Source organism: Peptoniphilus sp. GNH, assembly GCA_021307325.1.
Classification (GTDB): Bacteria; Bacillota; Clostridia; order Tissierellales; family Peptoniphilaceae; genus KA00134.
In genome coordinates, this window is sequence record CP089931.1 from 67,211 (window position 1) to 82,649 (window position 15,439).

Annotated in this window: 15 protein-coding genes and 3 pseudogenes; 17 read left to right on the plus strand and 1 reads right to left on the minus strand. The window is 30.1% G+C overall.

The window, feature by feature from the left end; all coding sequences use genetic code 11:
- Positions 1–30 precede the first annotated feature (30 nt).
- Positions 31–525 carry a hypothetical protein gene (locus LV469_00340; GenBank protein ID UHR02789.1) on the plus strand — a complete coding sequence of 165 codons (495 nt, stop codon included), beginning with the start codon at positions 31–33 and terminating at the stop codon, positions 523–525.
- A gap of 339 nt (positions 526–864) precedes the next feature.
- Here LV469_00340 and LV469_00345 read toward each other — a convergent pair whose 3' ends face one another.
- Positions 865–1,293 carry a DNA starvation/stationary phase protection protein gene (locus tag LV469_00345; protein UHR02790.1) on the minus strand — a complete coding sequence of 143 codons (429 nt, stop codon included), beginning with the start codon at positions 1,291–1,293 and terminating at the stop codon, positions 865–867.
- 329 nt (positions 1,294–1,622) lie between these two features.
- On the opposite strand from LV469_00345, the gene LV469_00350 reads away from it, so the two are divergent.
- The 16 genes and pseudogenes from LV469_00350 (at position 1,623) to LV469_00425 (ending at position 15,438) form a co-directional block, all read left to right on the plus strand.
- The gene (locus LV469_00350) at positions 1,623–1,913 is read left to right on the plus strand and encodes a DUF3847 domain-containing protein (GenBank protein UHR02791.1); all 291 of its coding nucleotides are present in this window, start codon (positions 1,623–1,625) and stop codon (positions 1,911–1,913) included.
- A gap of 405 nt (positions 1,914–2,318) precedes the next feature.
- Positions 2,319–2,735, plus strand: coding sequence for a hypothetical protein (locus tag LV469_00355; GenBank protein ID UHR02792.1), 417 nt, complete (start codon positions 2,319–2,321; stop codon positions 2,733–2,735).
- 2 nt (positions 2,736–2,737) lie between these two features.
- The gene (locus LV469_00360; GenBank protein ID UHR02793.1) at positions 2,738–2,941 is read left to right on the plus strand and encodes a helix-turn-helix transcriptional regulator; all 204 of its coding nucleotides are present in this window, start codon (positions 2,738–2,740) and stop codon (positions 2,939–2,941) included.
- A gap of 29 nt (positions 2,942–2,970) precedes the next feature.
- Positions 2,971–3,396, plus strand: a complete 426-nt coding sequence (locus tag LV469_00365) for a hypothetical protein (protein ID UHR02794.1) — start codon at positions 2,971–2,973, stop codon at positions 3,394–3,396.
- A gap of 174 nt (positions 3,397–3,570) precedes the next feature.
- A pseudogene (locus LV469_00370) lies at positions 3,571–3,828 on the plus strand (DUF3847 domain-containing protein).
- Positions 3,829–3,959: 131 nt separating this feature from the next.
- Positions 3,960–4,274, plus strand: a complete 315-nt coding sequence (locus tag LV469_00375; GenBank protein UHR02795.1) for a hypothetical protein — start codon at positions 3,960–3,962, stop codon at positions 4,272–4,274.
- Positions 4,275–4,292: 18 nt separating this feature from the next.
- A pseudogene (locus tag LV469_00380) lies at positions 4,293–4,442 on the plus strand (ClbS/DfsB family four-helix bundle protein).
- A gap of 108 nt (positions 4,443–4,550) precedes the next feature.
- Entirely contained in the window at positions 4,551–6,113 is a 1,563-nt protein-coding gene (locus LV469_00385; protein ID UHR02796.1) for an ATP-binding cassette domain-containing protein, read from the plus strand.
- Between the two features lie 35 nt (positions 6,114–6,148).
- Positions 6,149–6,384 (plus strand): annotated as a pseudogene (locus LV469_00390) (DUF3847 domain-containing protein).
- Between the two features lie 312 nt (positions 6,385–6,696).
- Positions 6,697–6,948, plus strand: coding sequence for a DUF2087 domain-containing protein (locus LV469_00395; protein UHR02797.1), 252 nt, complete (start codon positions 6,697–6,699; stop codon positions 6,946–6,948).
- 301 nt (positions 6,949–7,249) lie between these two features.
- The gene (locus LV469_00400) at positions 7,250–7,831 is read left to right on the plus strand and encodes a TetR/AcrR family transcriptional regulator (GenBank protein UHR02798.1); all 582 of its coding nucleotides are present in this window, start codon (positions 7,250–7,252) and stop codon (positions 7,829–7,831) included.
- A 54-nt stretch (positions 7,832–7,885) separates the two neighbouring features.
- Complete coding sequence (locus tag LV469_00405; protein UHR02799.1) at positions 7,886–9,640, plus strand: ABC transporter ATP-binding protein/permease; 1,755 nt, start codon at positions 7,886–7,888, stop codon at positions 9,638–9,640.
- Positions 9,624–11,342 (plus strand): ABC transporter ATP-binding protein/permease, encoded by a 1,719-nt coding sequence (locus LV469_00410; protein UHR02800.1) that lies wholly within the window; start codon positions 9,624–9,626, stop codon positions 11,340–11,342. Before LV469_00405 ends, LV469_00410 begins: the two co-directional genes overlap by 17 nt.
- Before the next feature lie 367 nt (positions 11,343–11,709).
- Entirely contained in the window at positions 11,710–12,084 is a 375-nt protein-coding gene (locus LV469_00415; protein UHR02801.1) for a YbaN family protein, read from the plus strand.
- Positions 12,077–13,783 carry an ABC transporter ATP-binding protein/permease gene (locus LV469_00420; protein ID UHR02802.1) on the plus strand — a complete coding sequence of 569 codons (1,707 nt, stop codon included), beginning with the start codon at positions 12,077–12,079 and terminating at the stop codon, positions 13,781–13,783. Before LV469_00415 ends, LV469_00420 begins: the two co-directional genes overlap by 8 nt.
- Positions 13,780–15,438, plus strand: coding sequence for an ABC transporter ATP-binding protein/permease (locus LV469_00425; GenBank protein UHR02803.1), 1,659 nt, complete (start codon positions 13,780–13,782; stop codon positions 15,436–15,438). The genes LV469_00420 and LV469_00425 overlap by 4 nt, the downstream gene beginning before the upstream one ends.
- Position 15,439: the final 1 nt, after the last annotated feature.

Here is a 15,439-nt window from a genome sequence, read left to right on the forward strand (position 1 = left end):
ATACTTCAAGAGAGGAGGTAAACTAAATTGATGAAAACACTTGGTATGTTAACAATCATCTGCTTAACAGCATCAATTATGATGGTGAATTTTATACTTATTATACCGAAATTTGGCTCGAAGCATTTCGGCGCACCTGATGATATCAAAGTTATGATGAGTAAGTTGCCAGATAAACCGATTTGGGTCAATATAATCGGCGGACTTATCATGATACTTGGATTGCTAGCCATTGCAGCCGTTCTAGGCTGGGAAATTGTTGATACAGTAAAATTTAGTTTAACTTTTCAGCAAGCCCTTGTTAGATTTTTAATACTATTTGAAGGATATAAGCTTTTTGATATTATCTTTTTTGATTATCTCATGCTTACCAAGTTAAAATTGCCGACTAAAGTTTACCCAGAAACGGTTGGTGCTAAGGGTTATGATAATTTTGGTTTTAATGGGAAAAGTCAGATTGCAAAAATTATAATCTTCTTTTTCGTGAGCCTAATTTTGGCATATTTACTGACCGTTTTGGTTTAACTAGAAGTTCATAACTTGTAATGTTCAATTCGACTTCTTGGCTATTTGTTTTGAGGGGCTGTAGCTTAAAAAACAATTAACAGAAATAGATAGAAGCCATGAACAGTTATATGAAGATAGGTTAGAGGGAAATATAACCGAAAGAAACTTCAATTTAATGAATGTGAGCATATCTGAAAAACAAGACAAGAACCATTCCTATAGGAATGGCTAAATACTGACACAAAAAAATGTATCAACCTTCGCCCTTTTATCGGGATTTAGGTTGATACACAAAATTATTTACAGACCCTAATTATAGGATCACAGTAATAAAAGTTCTGCAATAGTTAATTTTTCCTATTTAAGACTTGATTCCAAAAACCAAATTTGTTTGTTATAGTCCTCTATATGATTTTCCATAACATTAGCTACAGGGAAATTATCAGCTTCATCTGCTTCCTTTCTAATCTCTAGAGCGAGTTCTTTTTGAAGTTTTATGTCAGATAGGACTATTTCTAATGCTTCTTTAATAGATATTTCTTTAGAAGTTTCAATCTCTTTGATTGTAGAAATTTCTAAATATTCTTTTATATTAGCAACTGGAAATTCCCCAGACATTCTGATGAGTTCTGCAACTTCATCAAGTCTTTCACCGGACTTATCATATTCGGATTCAAGATACTCATGTACAGATACAAATTTAGAGCCTACGATATTCCAATGTAGATTATGGATTTTAATGTTTATTACTGCAAGATTTGCAAGATATGTGTTTAATTTTGTCATTTTATTCCTCACTTTCAAATAATTTTAATTGTAATTATCATTATCATTATATACAATAATAAAAAACAAGTCAAGTCTATAATATTGAATAAAATTTACTAGCAAATATTTATTATTTCATCCTAATATCGTAAAAATGAATAGAAGAAAATTATTTCATAGATACAAAATCACATCATGCAACAAAAAGGAATAGATAGAAAGATAGAATCTATACAAAAGGAAATATCAGATATTATCGAAAGAGTATTTTATAAATTTTAATAATGAAACTTTGAAAGGGATAGCAGAAAATGTTATCTACTTTTATTACAAGAAAGGAGATTTATATGAAAAAATTAGAACAACTAAGACAAGAATCAAAAGAAATAAAAGATAAAATTGACGATACAGAAGAAAGATTAAGGCAACTAAAAAATCAAGAAAAAAAGATATTAAAACAAGACATAGAAAAAAGAAGAAAAGAAAGAACTCATAGGCTCATAACAAGAGGAGCAATCTTAGAAAGCCTTATAGAAAATGCAGAAAAACTAACAGATGAAGAAATAAAAATCCTACTAGAAGAAGCAACAAAGACAAAAGAATTTAAAGAAACACTAAAAATAATGAGCGAAAATTAAAAAAAATAAACAGGAAGATTTTTACAATGAGCATACTGCATAACTTATTTTATTTAAAATTTTTAAGAAATATCTGAAAGAATACTTAGGAGAAAGCAAGATCTTAAATATATCCCAATGGAAATCGTAACTTGTCACTATGAAGAAAGAGAAAATAACCTTTACAATCAAATATTAGGGATATGAGAAGAAGTTAAACAGGCAGAAAAAGTTAAGACTTGCATAGAGCCGTTACAGGAACAATAAAAACGACTATCACAGGTAAAACAGAACGAGTTAGACCAATAAAAAACAAAAGTGAAATATTTATAACTTAAGCATTGACATCAAGTTTTTTTGTGTGATATATTTATAACATCGAGTTAGAAATATATCACTTGAAATTATACGTAAGGAGAATTTGACATGAAAAACAAAGTATCTATACGAGAAGTTGTTGCAACAAAAATTATTATTGCAATTTTAATTGCGGGATATTATTGGTTGTGGAGCAGAAACGACTATCAGCCTGAATACCAACAGTTTTCAAGCTATTGGGGTTTTATTCTATTTTTGATGCTGATAGTGCATTATTTTAGAGTAAAAAAATATAAGAAAGAATACTTTGATGAATTTGCAGAAAAAAATCTACACAGATGTGATTCAATATGCTTAAAAATTTTTTGTGTGTTAATGGTTATTATAGCGTATTTAGGAGGAATTTTAGGTCATGTAAACGCAATTTCAACAGCGTTGATGGGATGGCTTATTATCGGAAGCGTAATTGCAATTACAATACTTCGTACGATTATATTTTTAATTATGGATTCTAAAGGGGTATAATTATGGCATTTATAACGAAAGTGAAAGAATATCGAGAAAAGGCAAAATATAAGCAATCTGAACTTGCTGAAATGGTAAATGCCAGAAGAGAAACTATTGTACATCTTGAAAATGGGAAATATAATCCATCATTAAAATTAGCCATGGATATTGCAAAAGTATTTAATGTTAGTGTAGAAGATTTATTTGAATTTACAGATGATTGAGGCACACAATTTAATTTAGGAAATATAATATGCAATTCACAGGATTGCAATGGGACGATATAGATTTTGATACGGTCGAAGATTTAGATAAATATGATAGGAAAAAATATCTTGCTCCTATTTCTGTTATAAACTTAAAAAAGACTCCTGGAAAGACAACCTCAAATGATTCTGAGATAGATAAGTTTGCAAAAGAAGATAGAGAATTTATAAAAAATCAAGTTGAAATATATAGACCTGACCTTATAATTTGTGGAGGAACAGGAGATATATTCATTAAAAACATTCTTAATTTAGATACTAATTCTTGGACTTATGTTTATGACTATTTAAGTTATTTAATTTATAATGATACGATTATAGTTAAGACATTTCACCCAGCCTGCCGAAAGAGTAAACAAGATTTATTTGAAAATATAGTTTTACCGATTAGGGATATATTGAATAATAAATAGCAGAGATTTTAGTAATTGTTTTAAAGGAGAATACAAACATTCATTTTAAATTTAATATTTAAGTCGAGAACAATCTAAAGACGGGGAGAGTATATCTTCATCGTCTCTTTTTTTATTGCAAGAAAGGAGATTTATATGAAAAAATTAGAACAACTAAGACAAGAATCAAAATAAATAAAAGATAAAATTGACGATACAGAAGAAAGATTAAGGCAACTAAAAAATCAAGAAAAAAAGATATTAAAACAAGATATAGTAAAAAGAAGAAAAGAAAGAACTCATAGGCTCATAACAAGAGGAGCAATCTTATAAAGCCTTATAGAAAATGCAGAAGAACTAACAGATGAAGAAATAAAAATCCTACTAGAAAAAGCAACAAAGACAAAAGAATTTAAAGAGATAGACCTTGAAGTATCGATTTTAGAAGACTAGAAATAAGGTATATATAGGAGATAGAAATATTTTTGCTATAATACTACTATGCAACCAATAGACTAAGAATAGAAAATGAAAAAACTGGGTATAATAATACGCACGATTTGATTACTTTTAAGGAGGTAATTATGAAAAGTTTAAAGTGGTATACCATAGCTGCATGTATTTGGATATTTATATTTCCTATAACAGGAATAACTGGGTGGGCTTTTATGATTAGTGGTCCACTTGTTATAGTAGGAAGCATCTTGAAATTTGTGTTCAAATTATTTAGAATAGACCTGTATTGGTTAACTAAACCTAGCTTTGGTTTAGGAGTTTTACCAGACCTAATTATTTCTGTAATTGTTGGATTTTTACTAACTATTATTGGGATATGGTTATGGAGAATTACTAAGAGATTATATAAATGGTTAGTCTTAATAAAGCCTGAGAATTGTTAGATTTAATTATGAAGAAGAGAGATATTTAAAGCTCATATGAGAAAATGGTCAGATGGAGCAACCAAAACTGCTACTTGGGAAGTATATAAGTTTTTTCATGTAAATACAGTAGCTCCCTTTGGAACATTTAGAACTAAGATTAGGAAATGGAAGAAGTTGGCACTATAATATTATAGAAAATTAAGATATCTAGGAGGTACAGAGCAATGGTAATTTATAAATTTTCTTTTAAATAGTTAGAGAGGTTAAGTCCTCTCAAAAAATAGAGGAGGATTTATGATATATATTGACAAATTAAAAAAGGAAGTTGGAACAAGAGAATTGTTTTTCATTGAAAATCTAAGCATAAATCAAGATGAAAAGATAGGACTAATAGGAAATAATGGAGTTGGCAAAACAACACTATTTAGAATACTTTTAGGAATAGATACTGAATATAGTGGTTATGTAGATGTAAAGATGAAAATTAGTTCTTTATTAAATAATGAAAAGAATGATTTAAAAATTCAAAAATCTTACAGCCCTGGTGAATATCAAAGGCTAAGATTAGATGAAGTTTTATTAAAAGAGGAAAGTTTTCTTTTAATAGATGAGCCAACATCACACTTAGATATAGATCAGAAAGAAAAATTAGTAAAAGAATTAAAAAATAGAAACAAAGGATTTATAATTATTTCTCACGACCGTGATTTTATTAATCAAACTTGTGATAAAATTTTTGAATTATCAAATAAAAGTTTAGAAGTTTATAATGGAAATTATACGTTCTACCTTGAGGAGAGAATAAAAAGACAAAAATTTCTACAAAGAGAATATTTCAATTATATTTCTGAAAAGAATAGATTATTAAGTGTAGCAAGTGATATAAAAAAACAGTCTTCAAGGGTAAAAACAACACCTAAAAGAATGGGGAATTCTGAAGCAAGACTTCATAAAATGGGTGGTCAAGAAAATAAGAAAAAACTTGATAAACAAGTAAAAGCTATAGAATCAAGAATTAATCAATTAGAAGTTAAAGAAAGACCTAAAGAAGAAAAAGCAATTGAGCTTTCAATGCCTGAAAATAGAAAAATCCATTCAAAAATTTTGATTAGGTCGGAAAAACTTAATAAAAGATTTGGAGATAAAGTTATCTTTAATAATGCAAAATTGGAAATAGAAAATAATAGGAAGATAGCTTTATTAGGTATTAATGGTTCAGGCAAAACTACCCTTATAAATATGATTATAAATAAAGAAGTGTGGGTTCATCCAAACTTGAAAATTGGTTACTATAGTCAATTAGGAGAAATATTAAATCCATTAAATTCTATCTTAGAAAATGTTTTAGAAACTTCAATTTATGATCAGTCTATAACAAGGATAATATTAGCAAGATTAGGTTTTAAAAGAAATGACGTATTTAAAGATATAAATATTCTTAGTGATGGAGAGAGAGCAAAGGTAAAATTAGCTAAACTAATAACATCAGACTTTAATTTTATAATTATGGACGAGCCAACAAACTTTTTAGATATAAGGGCAATAGAAGCTCTTGAGGGATTGCTAAAATACTATGATAGACCAATACTTTTTGTTACTCATGATATTTCATTTATAAATAACTTAGCAGATGAATTGTTGATGATTGAGAATAAAAAGCTTAATAGATTCATTGGAAATCTGAGTCAGTATAGAGAAAGTAAAGCAAGATCTTCTAAAAAGACAAGTTCTAAAGATTTTCTTATAGATTTTAGATTAACGGCGATAAGCAATCGACTTGCTATGGAAATTCCAAAGAGTGAAAGAGAAGACTTGGAGGAAGAATATAAAAATTTATTAAGTCAGAAAAACAAATAGGATATATAGCCTAGGCGATAGAAATTAAAAAATCTATCGTCTTTTTTTATTGCAAGAAAGGAGATTTATATGAAAAAATTAGATCAACTAAGACAAGAGTCAAAAGAAAAAAGATATTAAAACAAGACATAGTGAAAAGAAGAAAAGAAAGAACTCATAGGCTCATAACAAGAGGAGAAATCTTAGAAAGCCTTATAGAAAATGCAGAAGAACTAACAGATGAAGAAATAAAAATCCTAGAAAAGCAACCAAGACAAAAAAATTTAGATAAACACTAAGAGTAATGAGAAAAAATGTAAAAATATTAGCATAGATATTATGTAAGGACTAATGAGGAAAAGGTAATCAAAAAAATATGAAAAGTATCGAAATTTAAACAAAATTATGTTAAACTATAGCCAATTAAAGAAAGATGAAATAATGAATAATAGAATTGAAAAATACCGTAAACCTTTAGGTTTATCGCAACATAGACTTGGGAAAAAGTAAGGATATCAAGGACGAGTATAAACAAAATAATCTTGATTATAAAGATTTATATTTAGGACTGTTTCCTCATTAAAGGTATGAAAGGAGATAAGGTTTGGATACACAAAATATAAACAAATGGATAAAAAATAATAAAATTCAAAAAATTCCGAAGAAAGAAAAAAATAAGATAGAATTATTTAATTATATAGCTAATTTAACCTTTGAAAAAAACGTACAATATACTGAAAAAGAAATTAATGAGAAATTAAAAAATTTCTATATTGATTATGCGATATTAAGAAGATACATGGTAGATTATAAAATATTATCTAGAACAAAAGATTGTAAGACATATTGGTATTAGATTATTATAAAGATTTATCATTAAATTAATGAAGCAACCAAAGAAATTATCTAGGTTGCTTTTTTCTTATCCTTTTTTATGGCAACTAGAAGTTAAGTTGAAAATTAAAATATAAAGAAAATAAATAATATAGAAGGTAAACATGGCAAAAAGAAGACAGAGATATAAAAATGAAATGCTTGAATTAAAGCTATTAGAGATTCAAAAGAAAATTAAAAGATAAATATTATTATACGGCTTGACAATTTTTAAATTTGAATTTATATTTTTCTTATAGACGCAATCGTCGGTAGAGGTGCTTATGAATAGAAATAAAAGAATGTCATTTGAAAATAGAAAAGAAGAAATAAAAAAAGTGGCAGCAAAAGTCTTTGTAAAGAAGGGTTTTTCCAATACCAGCATGGAAGATTTAATTAAAGAGAGTGGTCTTTCGAAGGGAGGATTTTATCATTACTATAAAAACACCACCGATATTATCTATGATCTGATGCTTGATGGTATCGAATATAGAAATGAAATAATGAAAAAATCTTTAGATGTTAAAGGGAAATTAAGCCCGGATTTTTTCGCTAGTGAAATGACAAAAAAAGTCACAGATAGGACTTCTTATATGGATGTTTATGTGGAATTTTTACTGGCGAAAAAGAGAAATGAAAAACTCGAAGGAGTGTTTGAGCTTTTGAAGCTAAGGACTATTGAAGCTTTTAAGAGCGTGAATAAAGATTTTAGCAAATATAGTATGCAAAGTGATAAGTTTGACCTCTTAACTTTTTTCGTAAACGCCATGATACTATCTTCAAACATTTTAAATGGTGAAGATATTTTAAATGCCAACAGAGATTTGTTAGATGAGATTTTTCTATTGATTTTAAATAAGGACTAATTTTTTTTAATTTGTATTGATAATTCGTATCGACAATAAAAGAAAGGAGAAAGTATGAAAGTATACAAAAAATTATTTAGCTATGTGGCAGATTTAAAGCCTTTTATATTTCTTGCTGTAATCATAGCCATAGCATCGTGTATTTTGACGAATTTTGGCTATTATCTAATTTATAAATTTTTAAAAGCGCTTATGATTGATTCTAATCTTGATGTGGCAAAAAGTTATGCTTTTAGGATTGCAGCCTTTATATTTACTGGAGTTTTATTATATTTTATATCCTTGCTCATGGCTCATAAAGTGGGTTTTCATTTGGAAAATGTACTTAGAAAAAAGGGAGTTGAGGGACTTAGTAAGGCAGGGTTTAGATTTTTTGACACTCATCCATCTGGCAGTTTGAGAAAGATAATAGATGATAATGCTTCTTTGACTCATACAATAGTTGCTCACATGATACCAGATAACACAAAAGCTTTTACAACACCGGTTTTGATCTTGATTTTGGGATTCTTCATAAGTCCAAGAGTTGGAATATGTATCTTGATTATGACGCTTACTTGTCTTGCGTGCCTTGCAAGCATGATGGGTGGCAGCGATTTTATGAAAGTTTATCAAGCTGCCCTAGATGAACTTTCGGCAGAAACTGTTGAATACATAAGAGGAATCTCCGTAATCAAAATCTTTGGAGTTTCCGTATCTTCTATGAAAAAGCTCTTTGAGCTGATAAATAAATATTCAGATTATGCCTATAAGTATTCTCAAAAATGTAAAAAGACATATATCATCTATCAAGTTCTATTTTTTGGTTTGGTTGCAATTTTGACTATTCCACTTGTATTTTTAATTGATAAGCTGGGGGATCAAAGGCTAATCGCTTTAGACTTAATGATGATAATATTTTTGTCTGGGCTTATGTTTTCAGCCTTGATGCAGGTAATGTATGTTAGTATGTATTCCTTCCAAGGAAATTACGCAGTGGATTCTTTGACAAATCTTTATGAAAAAATGGAAAAAGAAAAAATTTCTTTTGGTAGCGAAGACAATTTTAAAAATCACAATATAGAATTTAAAAATGTAAGTTTTTCTTATGATGATAAAAAAGTCATAGAGAATCTTTCCTTTAGACTTGATGAGGGCAAAATATATGCCCTTGTAGGAGAATCAGGCTCTGGTAAATCAACTATAGCTAAACTATTGTGCGCCTATTACAAGATAGACTCTGGCGAAATTTTAATAGGCGATAAACCTATCGAAGCATATTCTCAAGATGCCCTTATAAAAGAAATTTCTTTTGTATTTCAAGATACGAAACTTTTTTCTGATACTATTTATAATAATGTCTTAATAGCAAGAGAAGATGCAAGCAGAAAGGACGTTTTACAAGCCATGTCGCTAGCTGGGTTGGATAGTCTTTTGGAAAAGCTTGAAGATAAAGAAGATACCCTAATAGGAACTGATGGTGTTTATCTTTCTGGTGGAGAGTCTCAAAGAGTTGCCATCGCAAGAGCAATTTTAAAAAATTCCAACATTATAATAATGGATGAGGCTTCGGCATCTATAGATCCAGACAATGAATATGAACTTCAAAAGGCTTTCAAAAATTTGATGAAAGGCAAAACTGTTCTTATGATTGCCCACAGACTTTCTGCCATAAGAGGAGTGGATGAGATTTTACTTGCAGAAAATGGCAAGATAGTTGAAAGAGGATCCCACGAAGAGTTATTTGCAAAAGATGGAAAATACAAAAGACTTTACACTATGTATACAGAGGCCAATGAATGGAGGGTTAGTGATGAAAAACTTTCTTAAAAATAAATTTGCACTCACAGATCAAGGCGCAAGTGGAGCTATGAAGTCTGGATTATATAGCTTTTTAGTTTTTGTAATCAATATGTTTCCAGCTATCTTGCTTATGATTTTAATGGACAAATTCCTTTTAAATCATGTAAGAAGTAGGAGTTTTTATCTTATATTTTCTATACTTACTATAATAGCAATGATCATTCTTTTGAGCTTGGAATACGAATCTCAATATAATGAGACTTATAGGGAAGCCGCAAACTTGAGGATAGACTTGGCAAAAAAGTTATCGGAACTTGAAATGTCATATTTTTCCAAGCATGACCTTTCTGATTTGGCACAAAGCATCATGGCAGATGTTGCAAGCATAGAACACGCAGTAAGCCATGCCGTACCAAAGGCAATTGGATTTACTATATTTATTCCTCTTATAACTATTTTAATGTTAATTGGCAATTGGAAGATGACGCTTGTGGCAGTTGGCCCGACTATCTTATCTTTTTTACTAATTTTGCTTGCCAAGAACTACTCCAAGGCCCAATTCAATAAGCATTATGTAAAACTTAGAAAAAATTCCAAGGCTTATCAAGAAAGAATAGAGCTTTCGAAAGAAATCACATCCTTTAACCTTGCAGAAAAATTCAAAAAAGATCTTTATAAAAAACTAGATGAGAGTGAACAAATTCAATGGTCAAGCGAGAGAAACAATGCCTTTATAATGCTTTTTTCGGGCATTTCATCTCACTTATCACTGCCATTGACAATAATACTTGGAATTTTTCTACTTAGAAGTGGAGAAATTTCAATTCTCTATCTTTTAGGCTATATCTTGGCATCTATGAAAATTAAAGATGCAGTCGATGCCAATATGGAATTTTTCATGGAAATGTTTTATATGGATTCTGCAGTAAAAAGAATCAACGAAATAAGACAAGCCAAAGTTTTGCAAGGAAGAGATGCCAAGTTCAAAAATTTTGATGTAGAAGTCAAAAATTTAGACTTTTCCTATGTCAAAGAAAAGAAAATCTTAGACAATGTAAGCTTCACAGCACCCCAGGGTATGGTGACAGCCTTGGTAGGTGAATCCGGTTGTGGCAAGACCACTGTTTTGAGACTTATATCAAGACTCTACGACTTTGAAAAAGGAGAGATTTTAATAGGTGGCAAGGATATAAAAGAAGTCTCAACCAAGAGCCTTTATGAAAATATATCTATAGTTTTCCAAGATGTAAAACTTTTCAACACAAGCATTATGGAAAATATCAGAATAGGAAGAAAGAACGCAAGCGATGAAGATGTAATGGAGGCAGCAAGACTTGCCAATTGCGACTTCATAAAGAACTTAAAAGACGGATTTGAAACAATTATAGGAGAAAATGGAGAGCAATTATCTGGGGGCGAACGTCAAAGAATTTCAATAGCAAGAGCATTTTTAAAAGACTCTCCAATACTGATTTTAGATGAAATAGCCTCAAGTTTAGATGTGGACAATGAAAGAAAAATTCAAGAATCCCTAAACAAATTAATAAAGAACAAGACAGTAATAATCATATCTCACAGGATGAAGTCCATAGAAAAAGCGGACAAGATAGTAGTTTTAAAAGAAGGTAGAGTCGAAAATGTGGGTAGTCACAAGGAACTATTAAAGATCAGCCCAAGCTATCAAAACCTAATAGAAAAAACTTTAGCCGCAGAAAAATTTGTCTACTAATGAAAACTTTAAAAATAAAATAATAGAAGAAAATTTTAAGACTTTTTTCTTGTCATAATTTAAAAAGCTAAAGATGGCATAACCTAAAATAAACTCAGGAATTTTTCCTGGGTTTATTTTTATGCAATTTAGATTTGAACTTTAAAATGTATCCGTAGATAAAAAAGAAGATTAAATTTTCAAAAAGTCACAAAAAGTTAACATGGGTTAACTTTGATATAAGCTTGTAAAGTCAAGACGTATAAGGAGAAATTGTGAGAAAATCAAGCAAAAATGCAAAATAAATATTATCAAAAAACTTTACATAAAAAATTAGCTTTGATAGTATCAAAATAAGAATATTAATATCAATTATCAGGAGGCGACTTTGAAATACATATATTTAATTTTAGGTTTTCTTTTTTTAGGCATAGGAGTGGTGGGGATATACTTGCCACTTTTGCCAGCAACTCCATTTTTATTGTTGGCAGCGGCATTTTTTGCAAAGGGATCTGAAAAGTTTCATAAGTGGTTTACATCTACAAAAATTTACGAAAATAACATCAAACCAATAAAGGACAAGGAAGGGCTCACTCTCAAGAAAAAATTTAAGATTTTGGGCATGATTACTCTTTTTATAGCCATATCTTTTTACTTTGTAAAAATCAGTCATGCAAGGATTTGTCTTATAGTGGTTTTAATATTTCATTATATTTACTTTTTCACAGCGATAAAAACTATAAAGGAGGCAAAAGATGCTTAATAAAAAACTCATAAGAGAAATTGGAAGGGAAAAAAACTCCCTCATAATTTTAATAAGTTTAAAAGTTTTAGAACTTTTAACTAATGTCGCTCTTATATTTAGCATAGGAAACTTTATAAATCAGCTCGTCAAAGCAAGTTATGATGAAAAAAAGTTTATAGTCCAAATATTTGCAATTTTACTTGTAAAAATTATAATCATAAAACTAAACTCCTACATATCCTATAAGGTATCAATAAGGATAAAAAAATCTTTGAGGCAAAGACTTTTTAAAAAAGTTTATGGTTTCAAATTGGACTATGGGCAAAAGATATCGATATCAGAAATAATAAATCTGAGTGTAGAAGGTATAGAGCAACTTAATATATTTTATGGCGAACTCTTGCCTCAACTTATTTTTTCAATTCTTGGTCCACTCATATTATTTGTAATTATGGCAAGTATAAATATAAAGATTTCCTTAATAATACTTGTTTTTATCCCCTTTATACCCATAGCCATAATGATGGTACAAAAATTAGCTAAAAAAGTTGTAAAATCATATTGGCGCTCCTACTCAAATCTGGGAGAAGTATTTATAGACTTTCTCTACGGGCTTAGCACACTTAAAATTTTCAATGCAGATGAGAAATACAATGATAAATTAAACGAGATGGCAGAAGATTTTAGATTAAAAACTATGAAACTTCTAATGGTTCAGCTAAACAATATAACGGTTATGGACTTGGTTTCATACAGTGGCACTGCCACTAGTATTTTCATGACCCTCTACTACTTCTATCAAGGGCAGATTAGTATTTTCACAGGCTTTGTATTCATCCTGCTTTCTCAAGAATTTTTCAATCCTCTAAGAAGGCTGGGAGCCTTATTTCACGTCGCTATGAATGGCATTTCAGCAGCCAACTCCTTGTTTGAAGTTTTAGAAATAGAAGAAAGTGCGGATGGAAGTGGAGAAATAAAAGAAGATGAAGTTGAAATCAAAATAAAAAATCTTGATTTTTCTTATGGCGACAAAAAAGTTTTAGAAGACATAAATTTAACTTGCAAGAAAAATCAAATAACCTGCTTTGTAGGCAAGAGTGGCTGCGGAAAATCAACTCTTGCAAAGCTCATATGTGGCATACTCAAAGACAAAAAATCTGTCATTTTTTACAATGATAAAAACGACATAAAATCAGATAGCATAATTGAAAATATCTGCATGATAGACAATGATCCCTTTATATTCAGCCAAAGCTTGAGATATAATCTGTTATTTGCAAATCCTTCGGCAGAAGATAAGGAGCTAGAAGAGAGTTTGAAATCTGTCGGTCTATATGAATATTTTGAAAAGCAAAATGGACTCGATACTATATTAGAAGGCCAGGGCAATAATTTGTCTGGAGGACAAAAGCAGAGGATATCAATAGCAAGAGCCATCTTAAAAAAGTCCAAAGTTCTAATTCTCGATGAGGCCATTTCCAATATTGATATAGAATCAGAACAAATAATATTGAAGCTTCTTCAAGACATGAAAAAAGATATGAACATAATTTTAATTACACATAGACTTAGGAATACGGAAAATTCTGACTATATATATTTCTTGGAGGACAAGAAAATAATTGAAGAAGGAACCTTCGACCAAATGATGACAAAAGATAAATTCAGCACGCTTTATAAATCTCAAATGGATTTGGAAATGTGGGGTGTTTTATGAGAAATTTAAAAGAGAAAAAGATTTTGCTAAAAGAGCTTTTAAAACTAGTAGAACCACTTAAAATACCCATGATTTTTGCGGTTATATTTGGACTCTCGGGCCATGTTTTTGCAACCCTTATTCCAGGACTTGGAGCTTTTTACTTCGGTAAAATTTATATGGGGGAACAAATAAATCTCAAGTTAATTTTATTTATCCTACTTATGCTTGCAGTCTTGAGATCTCTATTTAAATACACAGAGCAACTTTTCAACCACTATGTTGCATTTAAGACTCTTGCGATAATAAGGGACTTAGTTTTTAAAAGCTTAAGAAGACTATGCCCAGCTAAGATGGACACCAAAAACAAGGGCCAGCTCATATCTATAATAACCTCAGACATAGAGCTCTTAGAAGTTTTCTATGCCCATACGATTTCACCAGTTTTAATAGCATTTTTCCATACGCTCATATTTTTTATAATTTTATTTGGAATAAATGTAAAATATGCCATCTGCCTTTTGATTTTTCATATTTTGTTGGGACTAATAATCCCCACGCTAACTCAAAAATTTGGCAAAAAACTGGGTGAAGACCAAAGAAAAGACCTATCCAATTTAAATTCGTCAATTCTTGAAAGTTTAAAAGGCATAAAAGAAATAATAAATTTTTCAAGACAAAAAGAAAGACTTGCAGAGATAGACAAATTAACTAGAAACTTGAACAAGTCATCCAAGAAATTGTCAAAAAATATGGGCAACAATTTTTCAGTATCCTCAAGCCTTATAATATTTGCTAACCTCGTATTTATCCTACTAGGAGCAAGCCTATATAAAATCGGCCAAATAAACTTTAAAGATTTAATTTTCGCAACGGCAATCTTCATATCGTCCTTTGGCCCTACATCAGCCCTAGCATCACTTGGGAACAATTTAGTCCTGACCTTTGCATGCGGCAAAAGAGTGATTGAGCTTCTAAAAGAAGAGGCTCAAGTGGATGAAGTAATCAACAAAAAAGACATAAAATACGAAAACTTGAGGCTAGAGAATGTGGCATTTTCCTATGACGAAACCGAGCTTATAAAAGATTTTTCCCTAAAAGCTGACCTAAATAGAATAATAGGCCTAAAGGGAAAGAGTGGCTGTGGAAAATCGACCATCCTAAAACTTATAATGAGGTTTTTCGACCCGAATCAAGGGGAAATACTTTTTAACGAAGAAAATATAAAAGAAATAAACAGCAAAAATCTCAGAGAAAACATCTCCTATGTCGCCCAAGAAAGCCATCTATTCAAGGGAAGCATAAGAGAAAACTTGCTAATAGCAAAAGAAGATGCAAGCGAAGAAGAATTAAAAATAGCCACACAAAAAGCAAATATCTACGATTTCATAATCTCACTTGAAGAAGGCTTTGACACAGAAATTGTAAAAGACAAGACCCTCCTATCGACAGGTCAGATTCAAAGGCTTGCCATAGCGAGAATCTTTTTGAGAGATGCAAAGCTATATATCTTAGACGAGCCGACAGCAAACATTGACGCCTACAACGAAGGCATAATATTGAAATCCCTCTACGAAGAAAAAGATGAAAAGACAATTCTAATATCATCACATAGACAAAGCACACTTAGAATATGCGACCAAGTAATAAATATGCAAAGGAGCATCAGTTCTTAAA

Excerpts from the sequence above, each read along its gene's own strand:
- LV469_00340 (UHR02789.1), top strand. The coding sequence starts at position 31 with ATGAAAACACTTGGTATGTTAACAATCATCTGCTTAACAGCATCAATT.
- LV469_00385 (UHR02796.1), top strand. The coding sequence starts at position 4,551 with ATGATATATATTGACAAATTAAAAAAGGAAGTTGGAACAAGAGAATTG.
- LV469_00355 (UHR02792.1), top strand. The coding sequence starts at position 2,319 with ATGAAAAACAAAGTATCTATACGAGAAGTTGTTGCAACAAAAATTATT.
- LV469_00365 (UHR02794.1), top strand. The coding sequence starts at position 2,971 with ATGCAATTCACAGGATTGCAATGGGACGATATAGATTTTGATACGGTC.
- LV469_00410 (UHR02800.1), top strand. The coding sequence starts at position 9,624 with ATGAAAAACTTTCTTAAAAATAAATTTGCACTCACAGATCAAGGCGCA.
- LV469_00420 (UHR02802.1), top strand. The coding sequence starts at position 12,077 with ATGCTTAATAAAAAACTCATAAGAGAAATTGGAAGGGAAAAAAACTCC.
- LV469_00345 (UHR02790.1), bottom strand. The coding sequence starts at position 1,293 with ATGACAAAATTAAACACATATCTTGCAAATCTTGCAGTAATAAACATT.
- LV469_00375 (UHR02795.1), top strand. The coding sequence starts at position 3,960 with ATGAAAAGTTTAAAGTGGTATACCATAGCTGCATGTATTTGGATATTT.
- LV469_00400 (UHR02798.1), top strand. The coding sequence starts at position 7,250 with ATGAATAGAAATAAAAGAATGTCATTTGAAAATAGAAAAGAAGAAATA.
- LV469_00360 (UHR02793.1), top strand. The coding sequence starts at position 2,738 with ATGGCATTTATAACGAAAGTGAAAGAATATCGAGAAAAGGCAAAATAT.
- LV469_00350 (UHR02791.1), top strand. The coding sequence starts at position 1,623 with ATGAAAAAATTAGAACAACTAAGACAAGAATCAAAAGAAATAAAAGAT.
- LV469_00425 (UHR02803.1), top strand. The coding sequence starts at position 13,780 with ATGAGAAATTTAAAAGAGAAAAAGATTTTGCTAAAAGAGCTTTTAAAA.
- LV469_00405 (UHR02799.1), top strand. The coding sequence starts at position 7,886 with ATGAAAGTATACAAAAAATTATTTAGCTATGTGGCAGATTTAAAGCCT.